Consider the following 16,338-nt stretch of genomic DNA (forward strand, 5'->3'; position numbering starts at 1 on the left):
CGTTGGCTAGTCCAGCCGCACCACCAACGCCTCGATTTCCTCGCGCGCCATGCTGATGATCCCGACAAGCCCGACGGCGGGGTGGTTCTCGTCCATCGCCTCGGCGCAATGGTTCACCATGCAGTCGGCCGCGCGGATCAGCGATTCCACGCGGCAGGCATGGGCGAACACCGATCCGGGGCCGTACTTGTCTTGCAGGGGGTCGGCTGGCGCGCTCATTGGCCTGCCTCCTTCTTGTCCTGGGCGTCAGCCATCTTTTCGAGGCTGTCGGCCAGGTCTTTCGCAATCGACTTGAACGCGATGCAGATCGGCGTGATCGGTTGGCGGCTTGGCCACACGTCTTGAATCGCGTCCAGCAACTCAAATGCTTCCAGCAGGTGCAACGCATTGATGTGCATCATTCTGAGGTCAGGCAAAGCGGGGCCGTTCCCGCAGGCGGGGTCTTTGGTCATTGTCAGGGTCTCCTGATGTGGTATTGTTCCAAAACAGAACATAAGGAATGTTCTAAATTGGAACAAGAGAAAATCTTGGGTGCACAAATTCGCGCTGCGCGAGGGCTGTGTGGAATGTCTCAGTCGGCCCTAGCTGCTGCGGCTGGCGTGTCGTCAATGACGGTGAAGAGAGCTGAGGGTTCTGGCAGTCCCTTCCCAGCGCCCAAGGCGATTGAGGCAATCTGCGCAGCGCTGGAAGGTGCCGGGGTTGAGTTCATCGCAGAGAACGGCGGCGGGGCAGGTGTGAGGTTGAGGAAATGAAGAAAGCCGATGCTGAGAAGGTCATTCGGAGTCTCGTGCACGACTGGGCTGCTGAGACGGGGTTTATGAATAACGGCGATCAAGAACCAAGCTTCTATGACTTCTGGTCTTGGCTCGAGGCACGTGCGCCACAGGCCAAGGACTTTCGATCTGTAGGCGGTGCCGACTACATTGCAGAAATGTGGTTTGACGAAGAGCTGGGCCAGTTGTGGCGTAGGTGAAACGCGCCGGGCAGTCTGTCTCTGCCGCGCGCTCTCTGGCTTTGCCCACTCACCGAATAACGGGAACACTTCGCGCATCTTGCGGCCCGCGCGGGTGTGTTCTCCCCTGTCTTCATCGCTTCATCCAGCTCGATTGCAGCACCGGGGCCGCCGGGCGCGCCAGCGGCGCAGCCTGGGCCAGCTCCTGCCGCCGCTGGTCCCAATTCGGGTTGAGGATCTGCCGGGCCGCGAAGGCATAGACGACACAATCCAGCGCCTCGGCCCGGCGCCCTGGGATACGCTCGAAGCTGCGGACAGGCTGGCCCCGGCGGTAGCGCATGACGGCGCGTTCGCTGGCGACCTGTTCATGCCAGACGCGCGGCAGTTCGGCCGACAGGCGGATGGATGCGCCGCGCGACAGGCGGGCGAAGATCAGCGTCTTGAGCGTGTCCACGCCCACGATCCAGAGCCGCGCGCCGGTCTTGGTCTTCGATCCCGCCCGTTCGATCATCGGCCGGTTGCCCGGCGCGCCCTTGATCGCCAGCACCTTGCGCCTGGTGCGCGGCTGGCAGAAGGCGGTGACGCGGTGCATGGTCGTGCCGTCGCCCGCGTCCACGGCCGCCGCGTCGATCCCGATGCGCCCGCCCAGCTCGTGCCGGAAGGTCTGTTTCAGCAGCGTGTCGAGGTCCGTCCAGGTGCCTTCGTCGTCCCACTGGCCCCATATCACGCGATGCCCAAGAACATGGGCCGTGCCGTCTTCGGACCAGCCCAGAAAGGTCAGTTCCAGCCGGTCGTGTTGCACGTCGCAGCCCACGGTGAGCGCCAGCACCTCGGCAGGCACCAGCTCGAGGCCGAAGGCTTCGCCGCGTTCCGACAAGGCTTCGTCGTCCAGCTCGTCACCTTCGCCGCGCCAGCCTTGGCCCAGGATCGTGTTGACGAAGGTTTGCAGCGTGGTCGGGTCGTCCTTGGCGCCGATGAATTCGGCCGCCAGCCGCGCCCAGGACGCATTGACGTGAAGCGACACCAGGGCATTGAGCCTGAAGCCCGCATGGCCCTTGATCTGGGGCCGCGTGGCGCGCCACTGGCCTGCCGCGACCATCGCAGGCTTGCGGGCCTCGGGGATCTCGTCGCGGCAATGGGGGCATTTCCAGCGGGCGGTTTCCGGCGCGTCGTCGTCCCAGACGATTTGATCCCACTGGATTTCCGCGAAGGCCCCGCAGCTCGGGCAGGGCACCTCGAAGATCCGGGCGTCGGATTGCGCATAGGCGCGCAGGACGTGGCTGGTTTCCTCGTGCACCGGGGTGCTGCCGAGGACGATCTTGCGGTCGGGGAAAGACAGGGTGCGGCGTTCGGCCAGCAGGATCGGTGAGCCTTCGGCGGTCGCTTCCATGCCGTCCGCTTCGTCGATGAACAGGATTCGGACATTGTGTCGGCGCAGGTTGCGCGGGGCCTTGGCGGCGACGACTTTCAGCGATCCGCCGGGGAAGCGGCGCGACAGCAGCGTGTTGCGTTCGCCTTCCTCGCGGTCGTCGCCCAGGGCATCGGCCACGGTGCGGGACGCGGCGAAGATCGGTTCCACGTCGCTGACCATGTAATCGCGGCAATCGGCTTCGGCGGGCAGCAGGCAGAGGATGGGCGCAGGTTCGTTGGCGACGAAGGACGCAAGGGCAGAGGTCAGGAGGGTGGTGAAGCCCACGCGGACAGGTTTGACGAGGGTGACACGTTCGAGGTCGGGATCTCCGATGGCGTCGGCAATCTCGCGCTGGAAGGGCCAGAGCTGCACGGGGCCGGGCTGGGCGCTGACGCCTTCGGGCAGTTGAACGTGGTCTTCGATCCAGTCCGACAGGCGCAAGCGCGGTGGCGGGATCAGGGCGCGACGGGCGCGGGCGGCCACCTGGTCAATCGTTGGCATTGCACGGGGCTTCGATGTGCCAGAACAGATGCCGTTGGTCACGCATTGGAACGCCTTGGACTTGATAGGTCCTGCCGCCGTAAGTGATCAGGTCGCCCGAAGTCGGCTTGGCAATTGCGGACACCGCGATCAGGCATCGGAACGTTGCCGAAACGAAGGTGGTGGCCCCGAATTCTGTCTGTCGATCCTCGGCCAGAGGCACGATCCGAATGTCAACTGGTTGGCCGCCGTAGGGAACATAGGTGGCATCAACCGCAAGGGCGCTTTGCATCAGGTCCGAGGCGGCGGCGGAAAAGGGATCAGTCAGAGGCATTGCCAAGCTCCGTCAAGGCATCGCGCAAGGCGCGATCCAGCGTGTTGAAGGTATCGGGATCGGCGGCTGGCAGGTCCGCGCGCAGGCGGGACGGCACAGCGAGGATGCGGGCGCGGACCTGGCGCAGAAGATCGGCCCAGGCGTGTTCGACTTCGGAGGCGTTCACCAGTTCGTCGCGCAGCTTGGCATTCTTGAGCGCCTGGGCGTCGGCTTGTTCCTTCGCCAGCCGGGCGCGTTCGGCGGTGAGCTGGGCGGCCTGGTCAGGTGTGCCCCATTGCGCCGCCACGCCGCGCAGGTGTTCGACGTAGTTCCGAACGGTGGCTTCGAGGTCGTAGGCGTCGTGTTTCAGGTGAACGGCAAGGCCGCGTTTCTTCAGGTCGGTGAGCGCGCCGGATGAAATGCCCAGAAGGGTGCACAGATCCTTGCCGCCGATGATGTGCACGGCGGTTCCGTCCAGGGGAAGTTCAGAAAAAACGCGCATGATTTCTTACCCTTATGGAATTCTTTGCACAGGCTGAACCTCTGCGCTCTGCTGACCCGTATACGGTCCCGCCCGGAAGGACCCGTAGCGCCCGGCGTCGGCCCGAATGCTGAGAACGTGTCCGGTGAGTGCGGCGATGAGTTCTCCGACCGGCTGCCATGTGTCTGTCTGTCGCTTCGTCTTCATGTCTCTGTCTCTGCTCAATGGTGAGGTTCTGAGCGAAGGGCATAGGACGACTGCCCACGCTCGGAAGCGCGGCAGTCCCTATGCCCTCTGCGTGTCGTTCCTGCTCAACGGAGCCGGTCCTTCGCTTAGGGCCCATCCAGTCGCGCGCTCACGCTGGTCGGTTGGCTGCTGCTTGCGACACCTGAGCGCGGTGCCGGGGATCGGGCCTCAGCCTTTCGGACTGCCCTTTGCCTGTGATCCCGCCCATGGTAGGCTTGCCGAGTGTGGTGCCATCGTTGCTTACCCGAACCACCACTTCGGCCCTGCGTGAGATGGCGCGCAGGGTCGCCGCTTTCGCTACCTCTCGATCAGTTCCAGCGTGTCGCCTGCCCCGGCGGCCAGGTCGGCCACCAGGCGGCGCATGATCCACGCTTGTTTCGGGGTCGGGCGCCATCCGGGGCGCTTGCCCTGGCGGGCAATGGATTTGGCAAAGCCCTGCACCCATTCGTCGCTGCCATCGGCCATCACGCGGCGCAGGACCGCAGGCCAGTGGCACGTCAGGATCTCGTCCAGTTCGTTCGCCGTCATGCCGCCAGCTCCAAAGTCCCGATGTGGCGGAAAAAGGCGGCTTGATCCTGCGGCGGCATCGCTTCGAAGGCGGCTAGAGCGTAGGCTTTCCGTTCCTCGGGGGTGGCCCATGCCGCCCAGGTGCGCGCGTCTTCCATCCCGCCCAGGAACGGTGGCAAAGGTTCGCCCGCGCCTTCGAGGACGGCAGCAGCGGTCGCCTTGGCCGTTTCATCGGGCAGGGACGACAGTGCGGCAAAGGAAAGCGCAACGCGCTCGGGCACAGTGAGCCGGGCGGACGTTGCCAGCGCAAAGCCGGTCCAGGCGCTCGATGTGTTCAGGGTGAGGCAGTAGCCCAACACGCGCGCCATGCGCTTGTGATCGGGGGCGATGTGGCGGGCGAGGTTGGACTTGTGGCGTGCCGAGCTGTGTCCCGGTCCGCTCCGTAACCCATTGGCGCCTAATGGCGCTGATGATGGAGCTGTGTCCCGCTCAGTGCTTTGATCTTGCTTCTGGAAGTCTTGAAGGGTGGTGTCCTGCCGGGGTCACCAACGCCGTTTTTTCATTTGGCGCCTACTCGCCGCCGTGCAGCGCGGGACGGGGCGCGGCAAGCGGCGGATCCGACGCCAGCTCTTCGAAATCGAAATTGTCCAGCCGGTGCGCGCGTTTGCCCGCCTTTTCGGCGCTGGTGCGGATCTCGGTCAGGTCCTTCTGCGCCTGTCCGAAATGCCGGTCGAGGTTGGCGACGCGGTCGCCCAGCCGCTCCATGTCCGCGCTCAGCAGCGCCAGTTCGCGGCGGATCGTGCCGGCCTGTTCGCGCATGCGGGCATCCTTGAGCACCGCGCGCATGGTGTTCAGCGTGGCCATGCAGGTGGTGGGCGAGACGATCCAGACCCGCAGGGCAAAGCCTTCGCGCACCAGTTCGGGGAAGTTGGCGTGCAGCTCGGCATAGACTGCCTCGGAGGGCAGGAACATCAGCGCGCCGTCGGCGGTCTCTCCGTTCTGGATGTAGCGCTCGGCGATGGCGCGGATATGCGCGCGGACCGACTGGCGCATCAGCTGGGCGGCGCGGGTCGTCTGTTCCGGCGTTTCGGCGCGGCGCAGGGCCTCGTAGGCTTCCAGCGGGAATTTCGCGTCGATCACGATGGGGCCGGGGGGATTGGGCAGGTGGATCAGGCAATCGGCCCGCCGGCCGTTCGGCAGGGTCGCTTGCAGGGTATAGGCGTCGCGGGGCAGGGCCTTGTGCAGGATGTCGTTCAGCTGGATCTCTCCGAACGCGCCGCGCGTCTGCTTGTTCGACAGGATGTCCTGAAGGCCCAGCACATCGCCGGAAAGCTTGGTGATGTTGTCCTGCGCCTTGTCGATGGTCTTGAGCCGCTCCTGCAATTCGCCAAGGCTCTGCGCCGTGCGGCGGGCCGAGCCTTGCAGGCTGTCGGTCATCTGGCTTTGCACTTCGGCCAGGCGCTGCTCCATCAGCTGCAGCATGCCACGCTGCTGGGCCGCCTGCGCCTCGGAAACGTGGGTCAGCCCGCCCGAGAGCCGCTCCTGCCCATCCGAGAGGGCCTGCACGCGGGTGCCGAGCGTGTTCATGGCATGGGCGGTCTGTTCGACCAGCCGGGCCGAGCGATTGGCGCCGCGCAGGGCCAGCAGCATGAGGATCAGAAGCAGGGCAAAGCCGACGGCGGCGAGGCTGGCCAGCACCGACGGGTCGGACAGGTCGATGGACGCGCCGCCGATCTGGATCATGTGCGCCCGAAGAGCCGCTCGATGTCGCTGAGTTTCAGCTCGACATAGGTGGGGCGGCCGTGGTTGCACTGGCCGGAATGGGGAGTCGCCTCCATCTCGCGCAGCAGGGCGTTCATCTCCTCGGCGCGCATGCGGCGGCCGGAGCGGATGGAGCCGTGGCAGGCCATGCGGCTGAGGATCGCCTCGATCCGCTCCTGCACGCCGCGGGCGCTGCCGGTGTCGCTGAGTTCGTCGAGCAGGTCGCGGACGAGGGCCTCGGCGTTGACCTCGCCGAGGATCGCAGGGGTTTCGCGCACGCAGATGGCGCCGGCGCCGAAGGGTTCGAGCGTGAGGCCCATGGTGGCAAGGTCCTCGGCCACCTCGAGGATCAGGGCGGCGTCCGAGGACGACAGCTCCACCACCTCGGGGATCAGCAGGGCCTGGGCGGGGACTCCGGTTTCGGCCAATTGGCGTTTGAGCTTTTCGTAGACGAGGCGTTCGTGCGCGGCGTGCTGGTCGACGATGACCATGCCGTCGGCGGTCTGGGCGATGATGTAGTTCTCATGCACCTGGCCACGGGCGGCGCCGAGGGGGAGGGCCTCGTCGCGCCCTTGCGGGCGCGCCTCGGAGCCTTGCGCTGGCACGTGGGCCTCGGGATCGGCTGGGGAAGGATCTTCGGGCATGTCGACCACGCGGCCCGACCAGGCCTGGGCCATGTCCGCAAAGCCTGGTGCCTGCGCCTGGTAGGACGCCATCCGCGCACCGAGCGACGGGCGGTCCATCTGGTAGATGCGCGGCTGGGCCGGCGCCTCGGGGCGGAAGGCGCCCAGCGTGGCCTGCGCCACGGTGGTCGAGGCGCGGTGCCCGGCCCCGGCCAGCGCGTGTTTCAGCGCCGAGACGACGAGGCCCCGCGCCAGCCCGGCATCGCGGAACCGCACCTCGGACTTCGCCGGGTGCACGTTCACGTCGACCATGTGCGGGTCGCAATCGAGGAACAGCGCCAGCGCCGGGTGCCGATCGCGCGACAGGAAATCGGCATAGGCGCCGCGGATCGCCCCGGCAAAGAGCTTGTCGCGCACCGGCCGGCCGTTCACGTAGACATATTGCGCCACGGATGAGCCGCGCGAATAGGTCGGCAGGGCGGCGTAGCCGGTGAGGCGCAGCCCATCGCGCTCGGCCTCGATCCGCAGGGCGTTCTCGGCAAAGTCGCGGCCCATGATGCGGGCCAAACGGCCGTGGAGCGCGTCGAAGAGGTCCCCCGCCTCGGGGTCCACGCGGAAGGTGGTGCGCCCCTCGCCATCCCCGGACATATCGACGAGGGTAAAGCCGACGAAGGGCTCGGCCATGGCCAGCCGCTTGATCACGTCGGAAATCGCCTGCATCTCGGACCGGTCGGTGCGCAGGAACTTGAGCCGCGCGGGCGTGGCGTAGAAAAGATCGCGCAGCTCGACAACGCTGCCCTGGCGCAGCGCGGCGGGCCGGATCGGGCCCATCTGCCCGCCCGAGACCGCGATCTGCGCCGCCTCGTGACCCGAGGCGCGCGAGGTGATCGTCAGCCGCCCGACCGCGCCAAGCGAGGGCAGCGCCTCGCCCCTAAAGCCGAAGGTGTGGATGTCGAGCAGGTCCGAGCCGTCGATCTTGGACGTGGCGTGGCGCGACAGGGCCAGCGGCAGGTCATCCGCCGTCATGCCGCAGCCGTCATCCGTCACCCGGATCAGCGTCTTGCCGCCATCGGCGATTTCCACGGTGATCCGCCGCGCCTCGGCATCGAGCGCATTCTCGACCAGTTCCTTGACAGCCGAGGCGGGGCGCTCCACCACTTCGCCAGCCGCGATGCGGTTGATCGCGCCATCGTCAAGTTGGCGGATCACGGGGCGATCTGTGGATATCTTGGGTGCAGGAGAGGTCATGCCCCAAGACTTAGCATGGGGCGCGTTGATTCTGAAAGTCTCGCCGCGCAATTGGAACAAGCCCGCGAGCGTGGCGTTTCCCATTCGACAAATGGAATATGGACAGGAGACCATCATGCCGATGCATCACCAGACCAGCCCCTCCACCGGGCCGGGCAGCCTGCGGGTCGACTGCTTTTACGACGCCGCCAGCGGGTCGGGGCAATACGTGGCGGTGGACGAGGCGACGGGGCAGGCGGCGCTGATCGACGTTGTGGCCGATTTCGACACCTCGGCGGCGCGGGTCCGGTATGACAGCGCGCAGGAGATCCTCGATTTCGTGAACGACAAGGGGTGGGAGGTCGCCTGGATCCTCGACACGCATCCCCATGCCGATCACCTGATGGCCTCGGCCTGGCTGAAGCAGCAGACCGGGGCGCAGACCGCCATCGGGGCCCGTGTGCCTGACATCGCGGTGCTGTGGCGCAACCTCTACAACCTGCCGGACGCCTTCGACGTGGAGGGCGATTTCGACCGGCTGTTCGAGGATGGGGACCGGTTCGACCTTGGCGAGACCCAGCTACGGGTGATGCTGTCGCCCGGCCATACGCTGGGGTCGATCAGCTACGTCGCGGGCGATGCGGCCTTTGTCCATGACACCTTCATGGCCGCCGACGTGGGCACCAGCCGGGCCGATTTTCCCGGCGGCTCCTCGGCCGAGCTCTACGACTCGCTGCAGGCCCTGCTCGACCTGCCGGATGACACGCGGCTGTTCCATGGTCATGACTACCCGCCGGTGGGCGCGCGCGAGGACCCGGCCTTCTTTGCCACCGTGGCCGAGCAGCGCGAGACCAACCCGCATCTGAAGGGCGGGCGCAGCAAGGAAGACTTCTGCCGCATCCGTGACGCGCGCGACGAAAAGCTGTCTTTGCCGGACCGGATGCTGCATGCCTTGCAGGTGAACCTGCGCGGAGGGCGCTTGCCCGAGCCCGAAGAGGATGGGCAGAGTTACTTCAAGATCCCTGCGAACCGATTCTGACTGCGAAGGAGACGTGACATGAAGACCGAAACCGTGGACGGCGCGACGTTCGAGACCTGGACCGTGGACGAGGTCCACACAGGCATGGCCGAGGGCCGTATCGTCGTGATCGACGTGCGCACCCCGCAGGAATACATGTTTGAACATATCGAGGGCGCGCTGCTGATGCCGCTGGCCTTCTTTGCCCCCAGCGGGCTGCCGGGCCAGGCGGAGAAGCAGATCGTGCTGCATTGCGGCTCGGGCATGCGGTCGGAAAAGATGGCGCGGCTGGCGATGTCTCAAGGCATCGGCAAGATCGCGCATATGGAGGGCGGCTTTGGTGCCTGGAAGCAGGCAGGCAAGCCCTATATCGGCACCAACATGGGGACCGGCGCGCCGCAGCGCGTGGCGCCCTGAGGTTGCCGCGCCAAGCGAACGCCCCTTTGTGGCGTGGCCTTCGGCGAGAGTATTTGTGGAATAATGAAAGGGCGGGGCCGCGTGGGGCCGCCCTTTCCTGTGTCAGGCGGCCAGCTTGCGGCGCAGCCCCTCGAGCATGTCGAGGCAGCGGTCGAGCTGGTCGAGGCTGACGTATTCATCGGGCTTGTGGGCCTGGTCGATGCTGCCCGGCCCGCAGACCACGGCCGAGAGGCCGAGGCGGGTGAAGATGCCGGCCTCGGTCCCGAAGGGGGCCACGTCGGCGGTATTGGCGCCGGTGAGTTCCGCCACCAGCGCGCGGGCTTCGTTGTCGTCCATGGGCTCGAGGCCCTCGACCTCGCCGATCACCTCGGTCTCGATGCTGGCGGCGGGATGAACGGCGCGCATCTGGCCGAGCAGCTTGTCCACATGGTCCGCAACGGCCTGCTTGACGAAATCCAAGTCCGATTGCTGCACGGGGCGGAATTCCCAGTCGACCTCGGCGCGGCCCACGATCACGTTATGGGCGACGCCGCCGCGGATGCCGCCGACGTTGAGCGTGGTCCAGGGCGGATCGAACCGGCTAGAGGCGGGCGCGCGGGGCTTGAGCTCTTCGCGCAGTTCGAGCAGGCGCGAGACGTAGCGGACGGCGTATTCGGCGGCGTTGACGCCGCGGTCCGGGGCCGATCCGTGGCCTTCGAGCCCGGTGAAGCGGGCGGTGTATTCGCAGCAGCCCTTGTGGCCTTCGATGATCCGCATGTCGGTCGGTTCGCCGATGATCGCCATGGCGGGGCGGATGCCGCGATCTTGCAGGTGCGGCAGCAGGGCCTGGGCGCCCATGCAGCCGGTTTCCTCGTCATGGGTAAAGCAGAAGTGGATCGGGCGCCGCAGCTCTTGCGCGGCGAATTCGGGGGCCATGGCCATGGCGGCGGCGATGAACCCCTTCATGTCGCAGGTGCCGCGGCCAAAGATCAGCCCGGCGCGCTCATGGGTCTCGAACGGGTCGGTCGTCCAGTCCTGGTCGGCGACCGGGACCACGTCGGTATGGCCCGACAGGATGATCCCGCCGTCGCGGTCCGGGCCCAGGGTCGCCCAGAGGTTCGCCTTGCGCCCGGTCTTGTCGTGAAAGATGTCCACCCGCGCGCCAAGGTCCCCCAGCCGGTTGGCGAGGTAGACGATCAGCTCGAGGTTGCTTTCGGTCGAGACGGTCGGATGGGCGATCAGGTCCGACAGGATCTCGCGCGTCGCGGCCATGCGGTTCATTTGACGAACATCTTTCTCGGGCGGTCGCAGAAGGTCTCGGCCGGCCCGTCCTCGGTGATGAGGATGGATTCGGTGATCTCGAGGCCCCAATTCTCCATCCAGAGGCCGGGCATGAAGTGGAAGGTCATGCCGGGTTTCAGCTCGCTCTCGTCCTCGGCCCGCAGGGAGATCGTGCGTTCGCCCCAGTCGGGCGGGTACGACAGCCCGATGGGATAGCCGCAGCGCGCGCCGCGTTCGATCCCGGCGCGCAGCAGCGGGGCGGCCAAGGCATTGGCCACGTCGCAGGCGCGGTTGCCGGCGCGGGCGGCCTCGAGACCCGCTTCGAGCCCCTCGACCAGCGCGGCCTCGGCGTTCAGCAGGAACTCGGGTGGCTTGCCGAGGAAGATCGTCCGGCAGAAGGGCGCGTGGTAGCGGCGGTAACAGCCGGAGATCTCGAAGAACGTCGCCTCGCCAGTCTCGAAGGGGCGGCCGTGCCAGGTCAGGTGCGGCGCGGCGGCGTCGGGACCCGAAGGCAGCAGCGGCACGATGGCCGCGTAATCGCCCCAGTGCCCGTCCGCGCCCATCACCCCGTCATGCAGGATATCGGCGACGACCTCGTTCTTGGGCACGCCCGGTTCGACCCGTTCCAGCAGGCCATCGACGATCTTTTCGCTGATCTTCGCGGCGCGGCGGATGAAGGTGATCTCTTCGTCCGATTTCACCCCGCGCTGCCAGTTCACCAGCGCCGTCGCGTCGATCAGCCTGGCATTCGGCAGGCTTTCGGCCAGCGATTGATGTGCCTTGGCCGAGTAATAGTAATTGTCCATCTCGACGCCGATGCGGCTGGTTTCGTGCCCCAGCATCTTGAGCCGCTCGGCCAGGTCCTGCATCGGGTGCCGTTCGGTCGATTGCACGAAATGGTCGGCATAGCCCATCACGTAGGCATCCCCCATCCAGACCGTGCGCAGCGCGCCGTTGGTGTCCTGGTTGCGGCCCCACCAGATCGGGTCGGACTCGAGGCTGACGATCACCCCCTGGTGGACGTAGAACGACCAGCCGTCATAGGCGGTCAGCCAGTTCTGGTTCGACGGGTCGGTGATGAACAACACGTCCAGCCCGGCCTTTTCCATCGCCGCCCGGGTCAGGGCCAGGCGCCGCTGGAACTCGGCCTCGGAAAAGGGGAGATGCTTGCGAATCATGCGCCGGGTTCCTTCCGTTTCGGTGGGGTGATCCTGTTAAAAGGAGCACGCAGGGACCAGATCGGGCTGGTCCGAAAACGACCCGTGATGCCGTTTTTTCGATGCCTGCACAATGCTTTGGCACCACTTGGTTGCGGTCGCATCTACGAATGGTAGGTGTTGGGAAAGAACTCGTCAAACCACCCGGAGGCCAACATGCTGCGCAACGACCAACTTGCTGAATGGGATCGCGAAAGCTTTTTCCACCCCTCGACGCACCTTGGCGCCTTTGCCCGCGGCGAGCTTGGCAACCGCATCGTGACCGGCGGGCAGGGCTGTCATATCGAGGACCGCGAGGGGAACCGGCTGCTTGACGCCTTCGCCGGGCTCTACTGCGTGAACGTGGGCTACGGCCGGACCGAGATCGCCGATGCCATCGCCGCGCAGGCGCATGAGCTGGCGTATTACCATTCCTATGTCGGCCACGGCACCGAGGCGAGCGTGACCCTGGCCAAGATGATCATGGACCGCGCGCCGGATCACATGTCCAAGGTGTACTTCGGCCTGTCGGGCTCGGACGCAAACGAGACCAACATCAAGCTGGTCTGGTACTACAACAACATCCTCGGCCGCCCCGAGAAGAAGAAGATCATCAGCCGCTGGCGGGGCTATCACGGCTCGGGCCTGATGACCGGCTCGCTGACCGGGCTCGAGTTGTTCCACAAGAAATTCGACCTGCCGCTGAGCCAGGTGGTGCATACCGAAGCGCCCTATTATTTCCGCCGTCCCGCCGGGATCGAGACCGAGGCCGAGTTCGTCGCCCATTGCGTGGCGAAGCTGGAAGAGCTGATCGAGGCCGAGGGCGCCGACACCATCGCCGCCTTCATCGGCGAGCCGGTGCTGGGCACGGGCGGCATCGTGCCCCCGCCCGCCGGCTACTGGGACGCGATCCAGGAGGTGCTGACCAAGCACGACATCCTGCTGATCGCGGACGAGGTCGTGACCGGGTTCGGCCGCCTCGGGTCGATGTTCGGGTCGACGCACTACGGGCTGAAGCCCGACCTGATGACCATCGCCAAGGGTCTGACCAGCGCCTACGCGCCGCTGTCGGGCTCGATCGTGTCGGACAGGATGTGGCAGGTGCTGATGCAGGGGACGGACGAAAACGGCCCCATCGGGCACGGCTGGACCTACTCGGCCCACCCCATCGGCGCCGCCGCCGGGGTCGCGAACCTGCGGCTGATCGACGAATTGAACCTGATCGGCAATGCGGGCGAGGTCGGTGCCTACTTCTTGAGCGGCCTGCGCGAGGCGCTGGGCGAGCATGCCCATGTCGGCGAGGTGCGCGGCGAGGGGCTGATGGCCGCCGTCGAATTCGTCAAGGACCGTGACACGCGCACGCTTTTTGACCCCAAGGAAACGATTGGCGCCAAGGTCGCCGGCGCCTTGCTGAAACGTGGCATCATCGGCCGGGCCATGCCGCAGGGCGATATCCTCGGCTTTGCGCCGCCGTTCTGCATGACGCGGGCCGAAGCCGACTCGGTTGTCGCCGCCACGAAGGATTCGGTTGCCGAAATCCTCGGGTGACCTAAGTGAAGGGTCTCAAAGCGGCATTTTCCCCTGCGGAAACCGCGCAGATGTCGGAATCCGTTGTAAAATGCCGTATTCCGGTTGCATGCCGGGTAGGGTGGCGTTTAGCCTTTGAACGGGACGCGGGAAAACCCGCGCGTAAAAAATAGACAGGGAGCCAGTCTTGGCTGACACAGCGACGGAGAGCGCGTTCGTGGAATTCGAACGCGTTCAGAAAAGCTATGACGGCGAGAATCTCGTCGTCAAGGATCTGAACCTCTCGATGCCGAAGGGCGAGTTTCTGACGATGCTCGGACCGTCGGGGTCCGGCAAGACCACCTGCCTGATGATGCTGGCCGGCTTCGAGACCGCCACCCATGGAGAGATCAAGCTGGGTGGGAAACCGATCAACAACATCCCGCCGCACAAGCGCAACATCGGGATGGTGTTCCAGAATTACGCGCTGTTCCCGCACATGACGGTGGCCGAGAACCTGTCCTTCCCGCTGGAAGTCCGCAAGATGGGCAAGTCCGAGCGCGAGGCCAAGGTCAAGCGGGCGCTGGAAATGGTGCAGATGGGCGCCTTTGGCGGCCGACGCCCCGCCCAACTGTCCGGCGGCCAGCAGCAGCGCATCGCCCTGGCGCGGGCGCTGGTGTTCGAGGCCGACCTGGTGCTGATGGACGAACCGCTCGGCGCGCTCGACAAGCAGCTGCGCGAGCACATGCAGTTCGAGATCAAGCGCATCGCCGACAACCTTGGCATCACCGTGGTCTACGTGACCCACGACCAGACCGAGGCGCTGACCATGTCGGACCGCGTCGCCGTCTTCGACGATGGCCGCATCCAGCAGCTCGATCCGCCGGATGTGCTGTACGAAGAGCCCAAGAACTCCTTCGTCGCGCAGTTCATCGGCGAGAACAACACGCTGGAAGGCGTGGTCCAGGAGATCAAGGGCGACACCTGCATCGTCAAGCTCGACGGTGGGGAGGTGATCGACGCCATGCCGGTGAACGTCGCCGGTGTCGGCGAGCGGACGCGCGTGTCGATCCGGCCCGAGCGGGTCGAGTTCAACAAGGACCGCCTGTCGCCCGATGCCCATACGCTCAAGGCCACGGTCAAGGAATTCATCTACATGGGCGACATCTTCCGCACCCGCCTTTCGGTGGCCGGGAACGAGGATTTCGTCGTCAAGACGCGGAACGCGCCCGACGCGGTGCGGCTCGAGCCGGGTCAGCAGATCGACATCGGCTGGCTGCCCCGCGACTGCCGCGCGCTGGACGCGTAACCTCTTTGCTGCGCGCGGCCCGAAAGTCCGCGCGCGGTGAGACACGGTCCTTCGTCTGAACCCGTGGCGTGGGGCCTTACAAAACCCATAACGGGAACAACTCAGGGAGCACAGTTATGAAACTGACCAAAACCCTCTTTGCAACGACGGCACTGACCGTCGCCGCGGGCCTTGCCCACGCGGAGAGCCATGGCATGATGGCCGACAGCATGACGCTCGTCAGCTGGGGCGGCGCCTACCAGGCCAGCCAGGACAAGGCCTATGCCCAGCCCTACCTCGAAATGCACGAAGGTCTGACGATCTCGTGGGACGAAAGCTCGAACGAGGCGGTGGCCAAGCTGCGCGCCATGAACGAAGCGGGCAACATCACCTGGGATCTGGTCGACGTTGTGGCGTCGGACGCCATTCGTCTGTGCGACGAAGGCCTGGCGATGGAATACGACCCCGAAGAGCTGCTGGCCGAAGGCGATGACGGCTCCTCGGCCGAAGACGATTTCGGTGAACTGATCGTCAGCGACTGCTTCATCCCGCAGATCGTCTATTCGACCACCTTCGGCTACCGCACCGACATGGTGCCCGAAGGCGTCGACGCGCCGTCCGAGATCTGCTCGGTCTTTGACCTGGAAACCTATCCGGGCAAGCGCGCGCTGGAAAAGCGCCCCATCAACAACATGGAATGGGCGCTGCTCTGTGACGGCGTGGCCAAGGAAGACGTCTATGACGTGCTGGCGACCGACGAAGGTCAGCAGCAGGCGCTGGACAAGCTGGCCACCATCAAGGACGACGTGATCTGGTGGTCCGCCGGTGCCGACACGCCGCAGCTGCTGGCCGACGGCGAGATCTTCATGGGCTCGACCTACAACGGCCGTCTGTTCTCGGTCATCGAAGAGCAGGACCAGCCCGTCGCAATGATGTGGGACGCGCAGGTGTTCGACCTGGACGGCTGGATCATCCCGACCGGTCTCGACGATGCCGCCCTGGCACGCGTCAAGGACTTCGTGAAGTTCGCGACCGACACCCAGCGCCTTGCCGACCAGGCCAAGTACATCTCGTACGGTCCGGCCCGCGCCTCCTCGGCCCCGCTGGTTGGCCAGCACGCCGAGCTGGGCATCGAGATGGCGCCGCACATGCCGACCGACCCGAACAACGCCAAGAACACGTTCCTTTACAACTACGAGTTCTGGGCTGACTACCGCGACGACATCGACGCGAAGTTCCAGGCCTGGCTGGCCCAGTAAGGGCACCGTGGCGGTGGGGTGAAACCCCACCCTGCACCTTTGATCAATCCGGGGGGCGAGCCGTTCGCCCTCCGGTCCCCAGAAAGGATCGCGGACATGCCCAAGGGCTATATGATCGGCCACATCACCGTGAACGACCCCGAGGCATACAAGGAGTATGTCGAGAGGGACACCCCGATCCTGCAAGGCTACGGCGGCCGGTTCATCATCCGCGGCGGCGCCTCCGAGGCCCCGGAAGGCCCGATGAAGGACCGCCATGTGGTGATCGAGTTCGACAGTTTCGAACAGGCCCGCGCCGCCTATTATTCGCCGGAATACCAGGAGGTGGTGAAGATCCGTCACGCCACCGCCGACAGCGACTTCGTCCTCGTCGAGGGCGTCTGACTGGTCCAC

The 16,338-nt window shown here is 65.8% G+C and carries 19 protein-coding genes; 8 read left to right on the top strand and 11 right to left on the bottom strand.

Annotated elements, in window-relative coordinates; genetic code table 11:
- Positions 1–6 precede the first annotated feature (6 nt).
- Together MF270_RS20385 and MF270_RS20390 are read right to left on the bottom strand one after the other, a co-directional pair.
- On the bottom strand, positions 7–219 hold the full coding sequence (locus MF270_RS20385) for a hypothetical protein (protein ID WP_238367628.1): 213 nt from the start codon (positions 217–219) through the stop codon (positions 7–9).
- Positions 216–452 (bottom strand): hypothetical protein, encoded by a 237-nt coding sequence (locus MF270_RS20390; RefSeq protein ID WP_238367629.1) that lies wholly within the window; start codon positions 450–452, stop codon positions 216–218. The genes MF270_RS20385 and MF270_RS20390 overlap by 4 nt, the downstream gene beginning before the upstream one ends.
- A gap of 15 nt (positions 453–467) precedes the next feature.
- Here MF270_RS20390 and MF270_RS20395 point away from each other — a divergent pair, with 15 nt between their 5' ends.
- The gene (locus MF270_RS20395) at positions 468–752 is read left to right on the top strand and encodes a helix-turn-helix domain-containing protein (RefSeq protein WP_272490831.1); all 285 of its coding nucleotides are present in this window, start codon (positions 468–470) and stop codon (positions 750–752) included.
- Entirely contained in the window at positions 749–973 is a 225-nt protein-coding gene (locus MF270_RS20400) for a hypothetical protein (protein ID WP_238367630.1), read from the top strand. Before MF270_RS20395 ends, MF270_RS20400 begins: the two co-directional genes overlap by 4 nt.
- 112 nt (positions 974–1,085) lie before the next feature.
- On the opposite strand, the gene MF270_RS20405 is transcribed toward MF270_RS20400, so the two are convergent.
- The 7 genes from MF270_RS20405 to mutL form a co-directional block, all read right to left on the bottom strand.
- Positions 1,086–2,864: a phage terminase large subunit family protein gene (locus MF270_RS20405; protein ID WP_238367631.1), complete on the bottom strand. Its 1,779-nt coding sequence runs from the start codon at positions 2,862–2,864 to the stop codon at positions 1,086–1,088.
- A complete protein-coding gene (locus MF270_RS20410; RefSeq protein WP_238367632.1) occupies positions 2,851–3,177 on the bottom strand; it encodes a head-tail joining protein in 327 nt (108 codons plus the stop codon). Before MF270_RS20410 ends, MF270_RS20405 begins: the two co-directional genes overlap by 14 nt.
- Positions 3,164–3,658, bottom strand: a complete 495-nt coding sequence (locus MF270_RS20415) for a DNA packaging protein (RefSeq protein WP_238367633.1) — start codon at positions 3,656–3,658, stop codon at positions 3,164–3,166. The genes MF270_RS20410 and MF270_RS20415 overlap by 14 nt, the downstream gene beginning before the upstream one ends.
- A gap of 522 nt (positions 3,659–4,180) precedes the next feature.
- Positions 4,181–4,411 (bottom strand): hypothetical protein, encoded by a 231-nt coding sequence (locus MF270_RS20420; protein WP_238367634.1) that lies wholly within the window; start codon positions 4,409–4,411, stop codon positions 4,181–4,183.
- The gene (locus MF270_RS20425; RefSeq protein ID WP_238367635.1) at positions 4,408–4,758 is read right to left on the bottom strand and encodes a hypothetical protein; all 351 of its coding nucleotides are present in this window, start codon (positions 4,756–4,758) and stop codon (positions 4,408–4,410) included. The genes MF270_RS20420 and MF270_RS20425 overlap by 4 nt, the downstream gene beginning before the upstream one ends.
- A 202-nt stretch (positions 4,759–4,960) precedes the next feature.
- Positions 4,961–6,133, bottom strand: a complete 1,173-nt coding sequence (locus MF270_RS20430) for a DNA recombination protein RmuC (RefSeq protein WP_238367636.1) — start codon at positions 6,131–6,133, stop codon at positions 4,961–4,963.
- Positions 6,130–8,022 carry a DNA mismatch repair endonuclease MutL gene (gene mutL, locus MF270_RS20435; protein WP_238367637.1) on the bottom strand — a complete coding sequence of 631 codons (1,893 nt, stop codon included), beginning with the start codon at positions 8,020–8,022 and terminating at the stop codon, positions 6,130–6,132. Before mutL ends, MF270_RS20430 begins: the two co-directional genes overlap by 4 nt.
- Positions 8,023–8,137: 115 nt before the next feature.
- Between mutL and MF270_RS20440 the strand changes: the two genes are divergently transcribed.
- Together MF270_RS20440 and MF270_RS20445 are read left to right on the top strand one after the other, a co-directional pair.
- On the top strand, positions 8,138–9,040 hold the full coding sequence (locus MF270_RS20440) for an MBL fold metallo-hydrolase (protein ID WP_238367638.1): 903 nt from the start codon (positions 8,138–8,140) through the stop codon (positions 9,038–9,040).
- 18 nt (positions 9,041–9,058) lie between these two features.
- Positions 9,059–9,436, top strand: coding sequence for a rhodanese-like domain-containing protein (locus MF270_RS20445; protein WP_238367639.1), 378 nt, complete (start codon positions 9,059–9,061; stop codon positions 9,434–9,436).
- A gap of 102 nt (positions 9,437–9,538) precedes the next feature.
- Here MF270_RS20445 and argE read toward each other — a convergent pair whose 3' ends face one another.
- Both argE and MF270_RS20455 read right to left on the bottom strand, forming a co-directional pair.
- The gene (gene argE / locus MF270_RS20450) at positions 9,539–10,696 is read right to left on the bottom strand and encodes an acetylornithine deacetylase (RefSeq protein WP_238367640.1); all 1,158 of its coding nucleotides are present in this window, start codon (positions 10,694–10,696) and stop codon (positions 9,539–9,541) included.
- Complete coding sequence (locus tag MF270_RS20455; RefSeq protein ID WP_238367641.1) at positions 10,693–11,874, bottom strand: M24 family metallopeptidase; 1,182 nt, start codon at positions 11,872–11,874, stop codon at positions 10,693–10,695. The genes argE and MF270_RS20455 overlap by 4 nt, the downstream gene beginning before the upstream one ends.
- 195 nt (positions 11,875–12,069) lie before the next feature.
- Between MF270_RS20455 and MF270_RS20460 the strand changes: the two genes are divergently transcribed.
- The 4 genes from MF270_RS20460 to MF270_RS20475 all read left to right on the top strand — a co-directional run bounded on the left by MF270_RS20460 (position 12,070) and on the right by MF270_RS20475 (position 16,329).
- Positions 12,070–13,440, top strand: coding sequence for an aspartate aminotransferase family protein (locus tag MF270_RS20460; RefSeq protein ID WP_238367642.1), 1,371 nt, complete (start codon positions 12,070–12,072; stop codon positions 13,438–13,440).
- Between the two features lie 166 nt (positions 13,441–13,606).
- Positions 13,607–14,707 (top strand): ABC transporter ATP-binding protein, encoded by a 1,101-nt coding sequence (locus MF270_RS20465; protein ID WP_238367643.1) that lies wholly within the window; start codon positions 13,607–13,609, stop codon positions 14,705–14,707.
- Positions 14,708–14,823: 116 nt separating this feature from the next.
- The gene (locus tag MF270_RS20470) at positions 14,824–15,945 is read left to right on the top strand and encodes an extracellular solute-binding protein (protein ID WP_238367644.1); all 1,122 of its coding nucleotides are present in this window, start codon (positions 14,824–14,826) and stop codon (positions 15,943–15,945) included.
- 96 nt (positions 15,946–16,041) lie between these two features.
- Complete coding sequence (locus MF270_RS20475; RefSeq protein ID WP_238367645.1) at positions 16,042–16,329, top strand: DUF1330 domain-containing protein; 288 nt, start codon at positions 16,042–16,044, stop codon at positions 16,327–16,329.
- Positions 16,330–16,338: the final 9 nt, after the last annotated feature.

Source organism: Mesobacterium pallidum, assembly GCF_019966535.1.
GTDB lineage: Bacteria > Pseudomonadota > Alphaproteobacteria > Rhodobacterales > Rhodobacteraceae > Mesobacterium > Mesobacterium pallidum.

Coding starts and splice junctions, on each gene's coding strand:
- MF270_RS20440 (WP_238367638.1), top strand. CDS start 8,138: ATGCCGATGCATCACCAGACCAGCCCCTCCACCGGGCCGGGCAGCCTG.
- MF270_RS20430 (WP_238367636.1), bottom strand. CDS start 6,133: ATGATCCAGATCGGCGGCGCGTCCATCGACCTGTCCGACCCGTCGGTG.
- MF270_RS20400 (WP_238367630.1), top strand. CDS start 749: ATGAAGAAAGCCGATGCTGAGAAGGTCATTCGGAGTCTCGTGCACGAC.
- argE (WP_238367640.1), bottom strand. CDS start 10,696: ATGAACCGCATGGCCGCGACGCGCGAGATCCTGTCGGACCTGATCGCC.
- MF270_RS20475 (WP_238367645.1), top strand. CDS start 16,042: ATGCCCAAGGGCTATATGATCGGCCACATCACCGTGAACGACCCCGAG.
- MF270_RS20445 (WP_238367639.1), top strand. CDS start 9,059: ATGAAGACCGAAACCGTGGACGGCGCGACGTTCGAGACCTGGACCGTG.
- MF270_RS20425 (WP_238367635.1), bottom strand. CDS start 4,758: ATGGCGCGCGTGTTGGGCTACTGCCTCACCCTGAACACATCGAGCGCC.
- mutL (WP_238367637.1), bottom strand. CDS start 8,022: ATGACCTCTCCTGCACCCAAGATATCCACAGATCGCCCCGTGATCCGC.
- MF270_RS20385 (WP_238367628.1), bottom strand. CDS start 219: ATGAGCGCGCCAGCCGACCCCCTGCAAGACAAGTACGGCCCCGGATCG.
- MF270_RS20390 (WP_238367629.1), bottom strand. CDS start 452: ATGACCAAAGACCCCGCCTGCGGGAACGGCCCCGCTTTGCCTGACCTC.
- MF270_RS20460 (WP_238367642.1), top strand. CDS start 12,070: ATGCTGCGCAACGACCAACTTGCTGAATGGGATCGCGAAAGCTTTTTC.
- MF270_RS20470 (WP_238367644.1), top strand. CDS start 14,824: ATGAAACTGACCAAAACCCTCTTTGCAACGACGGCACTGACCGTCGCC.
- MF270_RS20420 (WP_238367634.1), bottom strand. CDS start 4,411: ATGACGGCGAACGAACTGGACGAGATCCTGACGTGCCACTGGCCTGCG.
- MF270_RS20415 (WP_238367633.1), bottom strand. CDS start 3,658: ATGCGCGTTTTTTCTGAACTTCCCCTGGACGGAACCGCCGTGCACATC.
- MF270_RS20395 (WP_272490831.1), top strand. CDS start 468: ATGTGGTATTGTTCCAAAACAGAACATAAGGAATGTTCTAAATTGGAA.
- MF270_RS20410 (WP_238367632.1), bottom strand. CDS start 3,177: ATGCCTCTGACTGATCCCTTTTCCGCCGCCGCCTCGGACCTGATGCAA.
- MF270_RS20405 (WP_238367631.1), bottom strand. CDS start 2,864: ATGCCAACGATTGACCAGGTGGCCGCCCGCGCCCGTCGCGCCCTGATC.
- MF270_RS20455 (WP_238367641.1), bottom strand. CDS start 11,874: ATGATTCGCAAGCATCTCCCCTTTTCCGAGGCCGAGTTCCAGCGGCGC.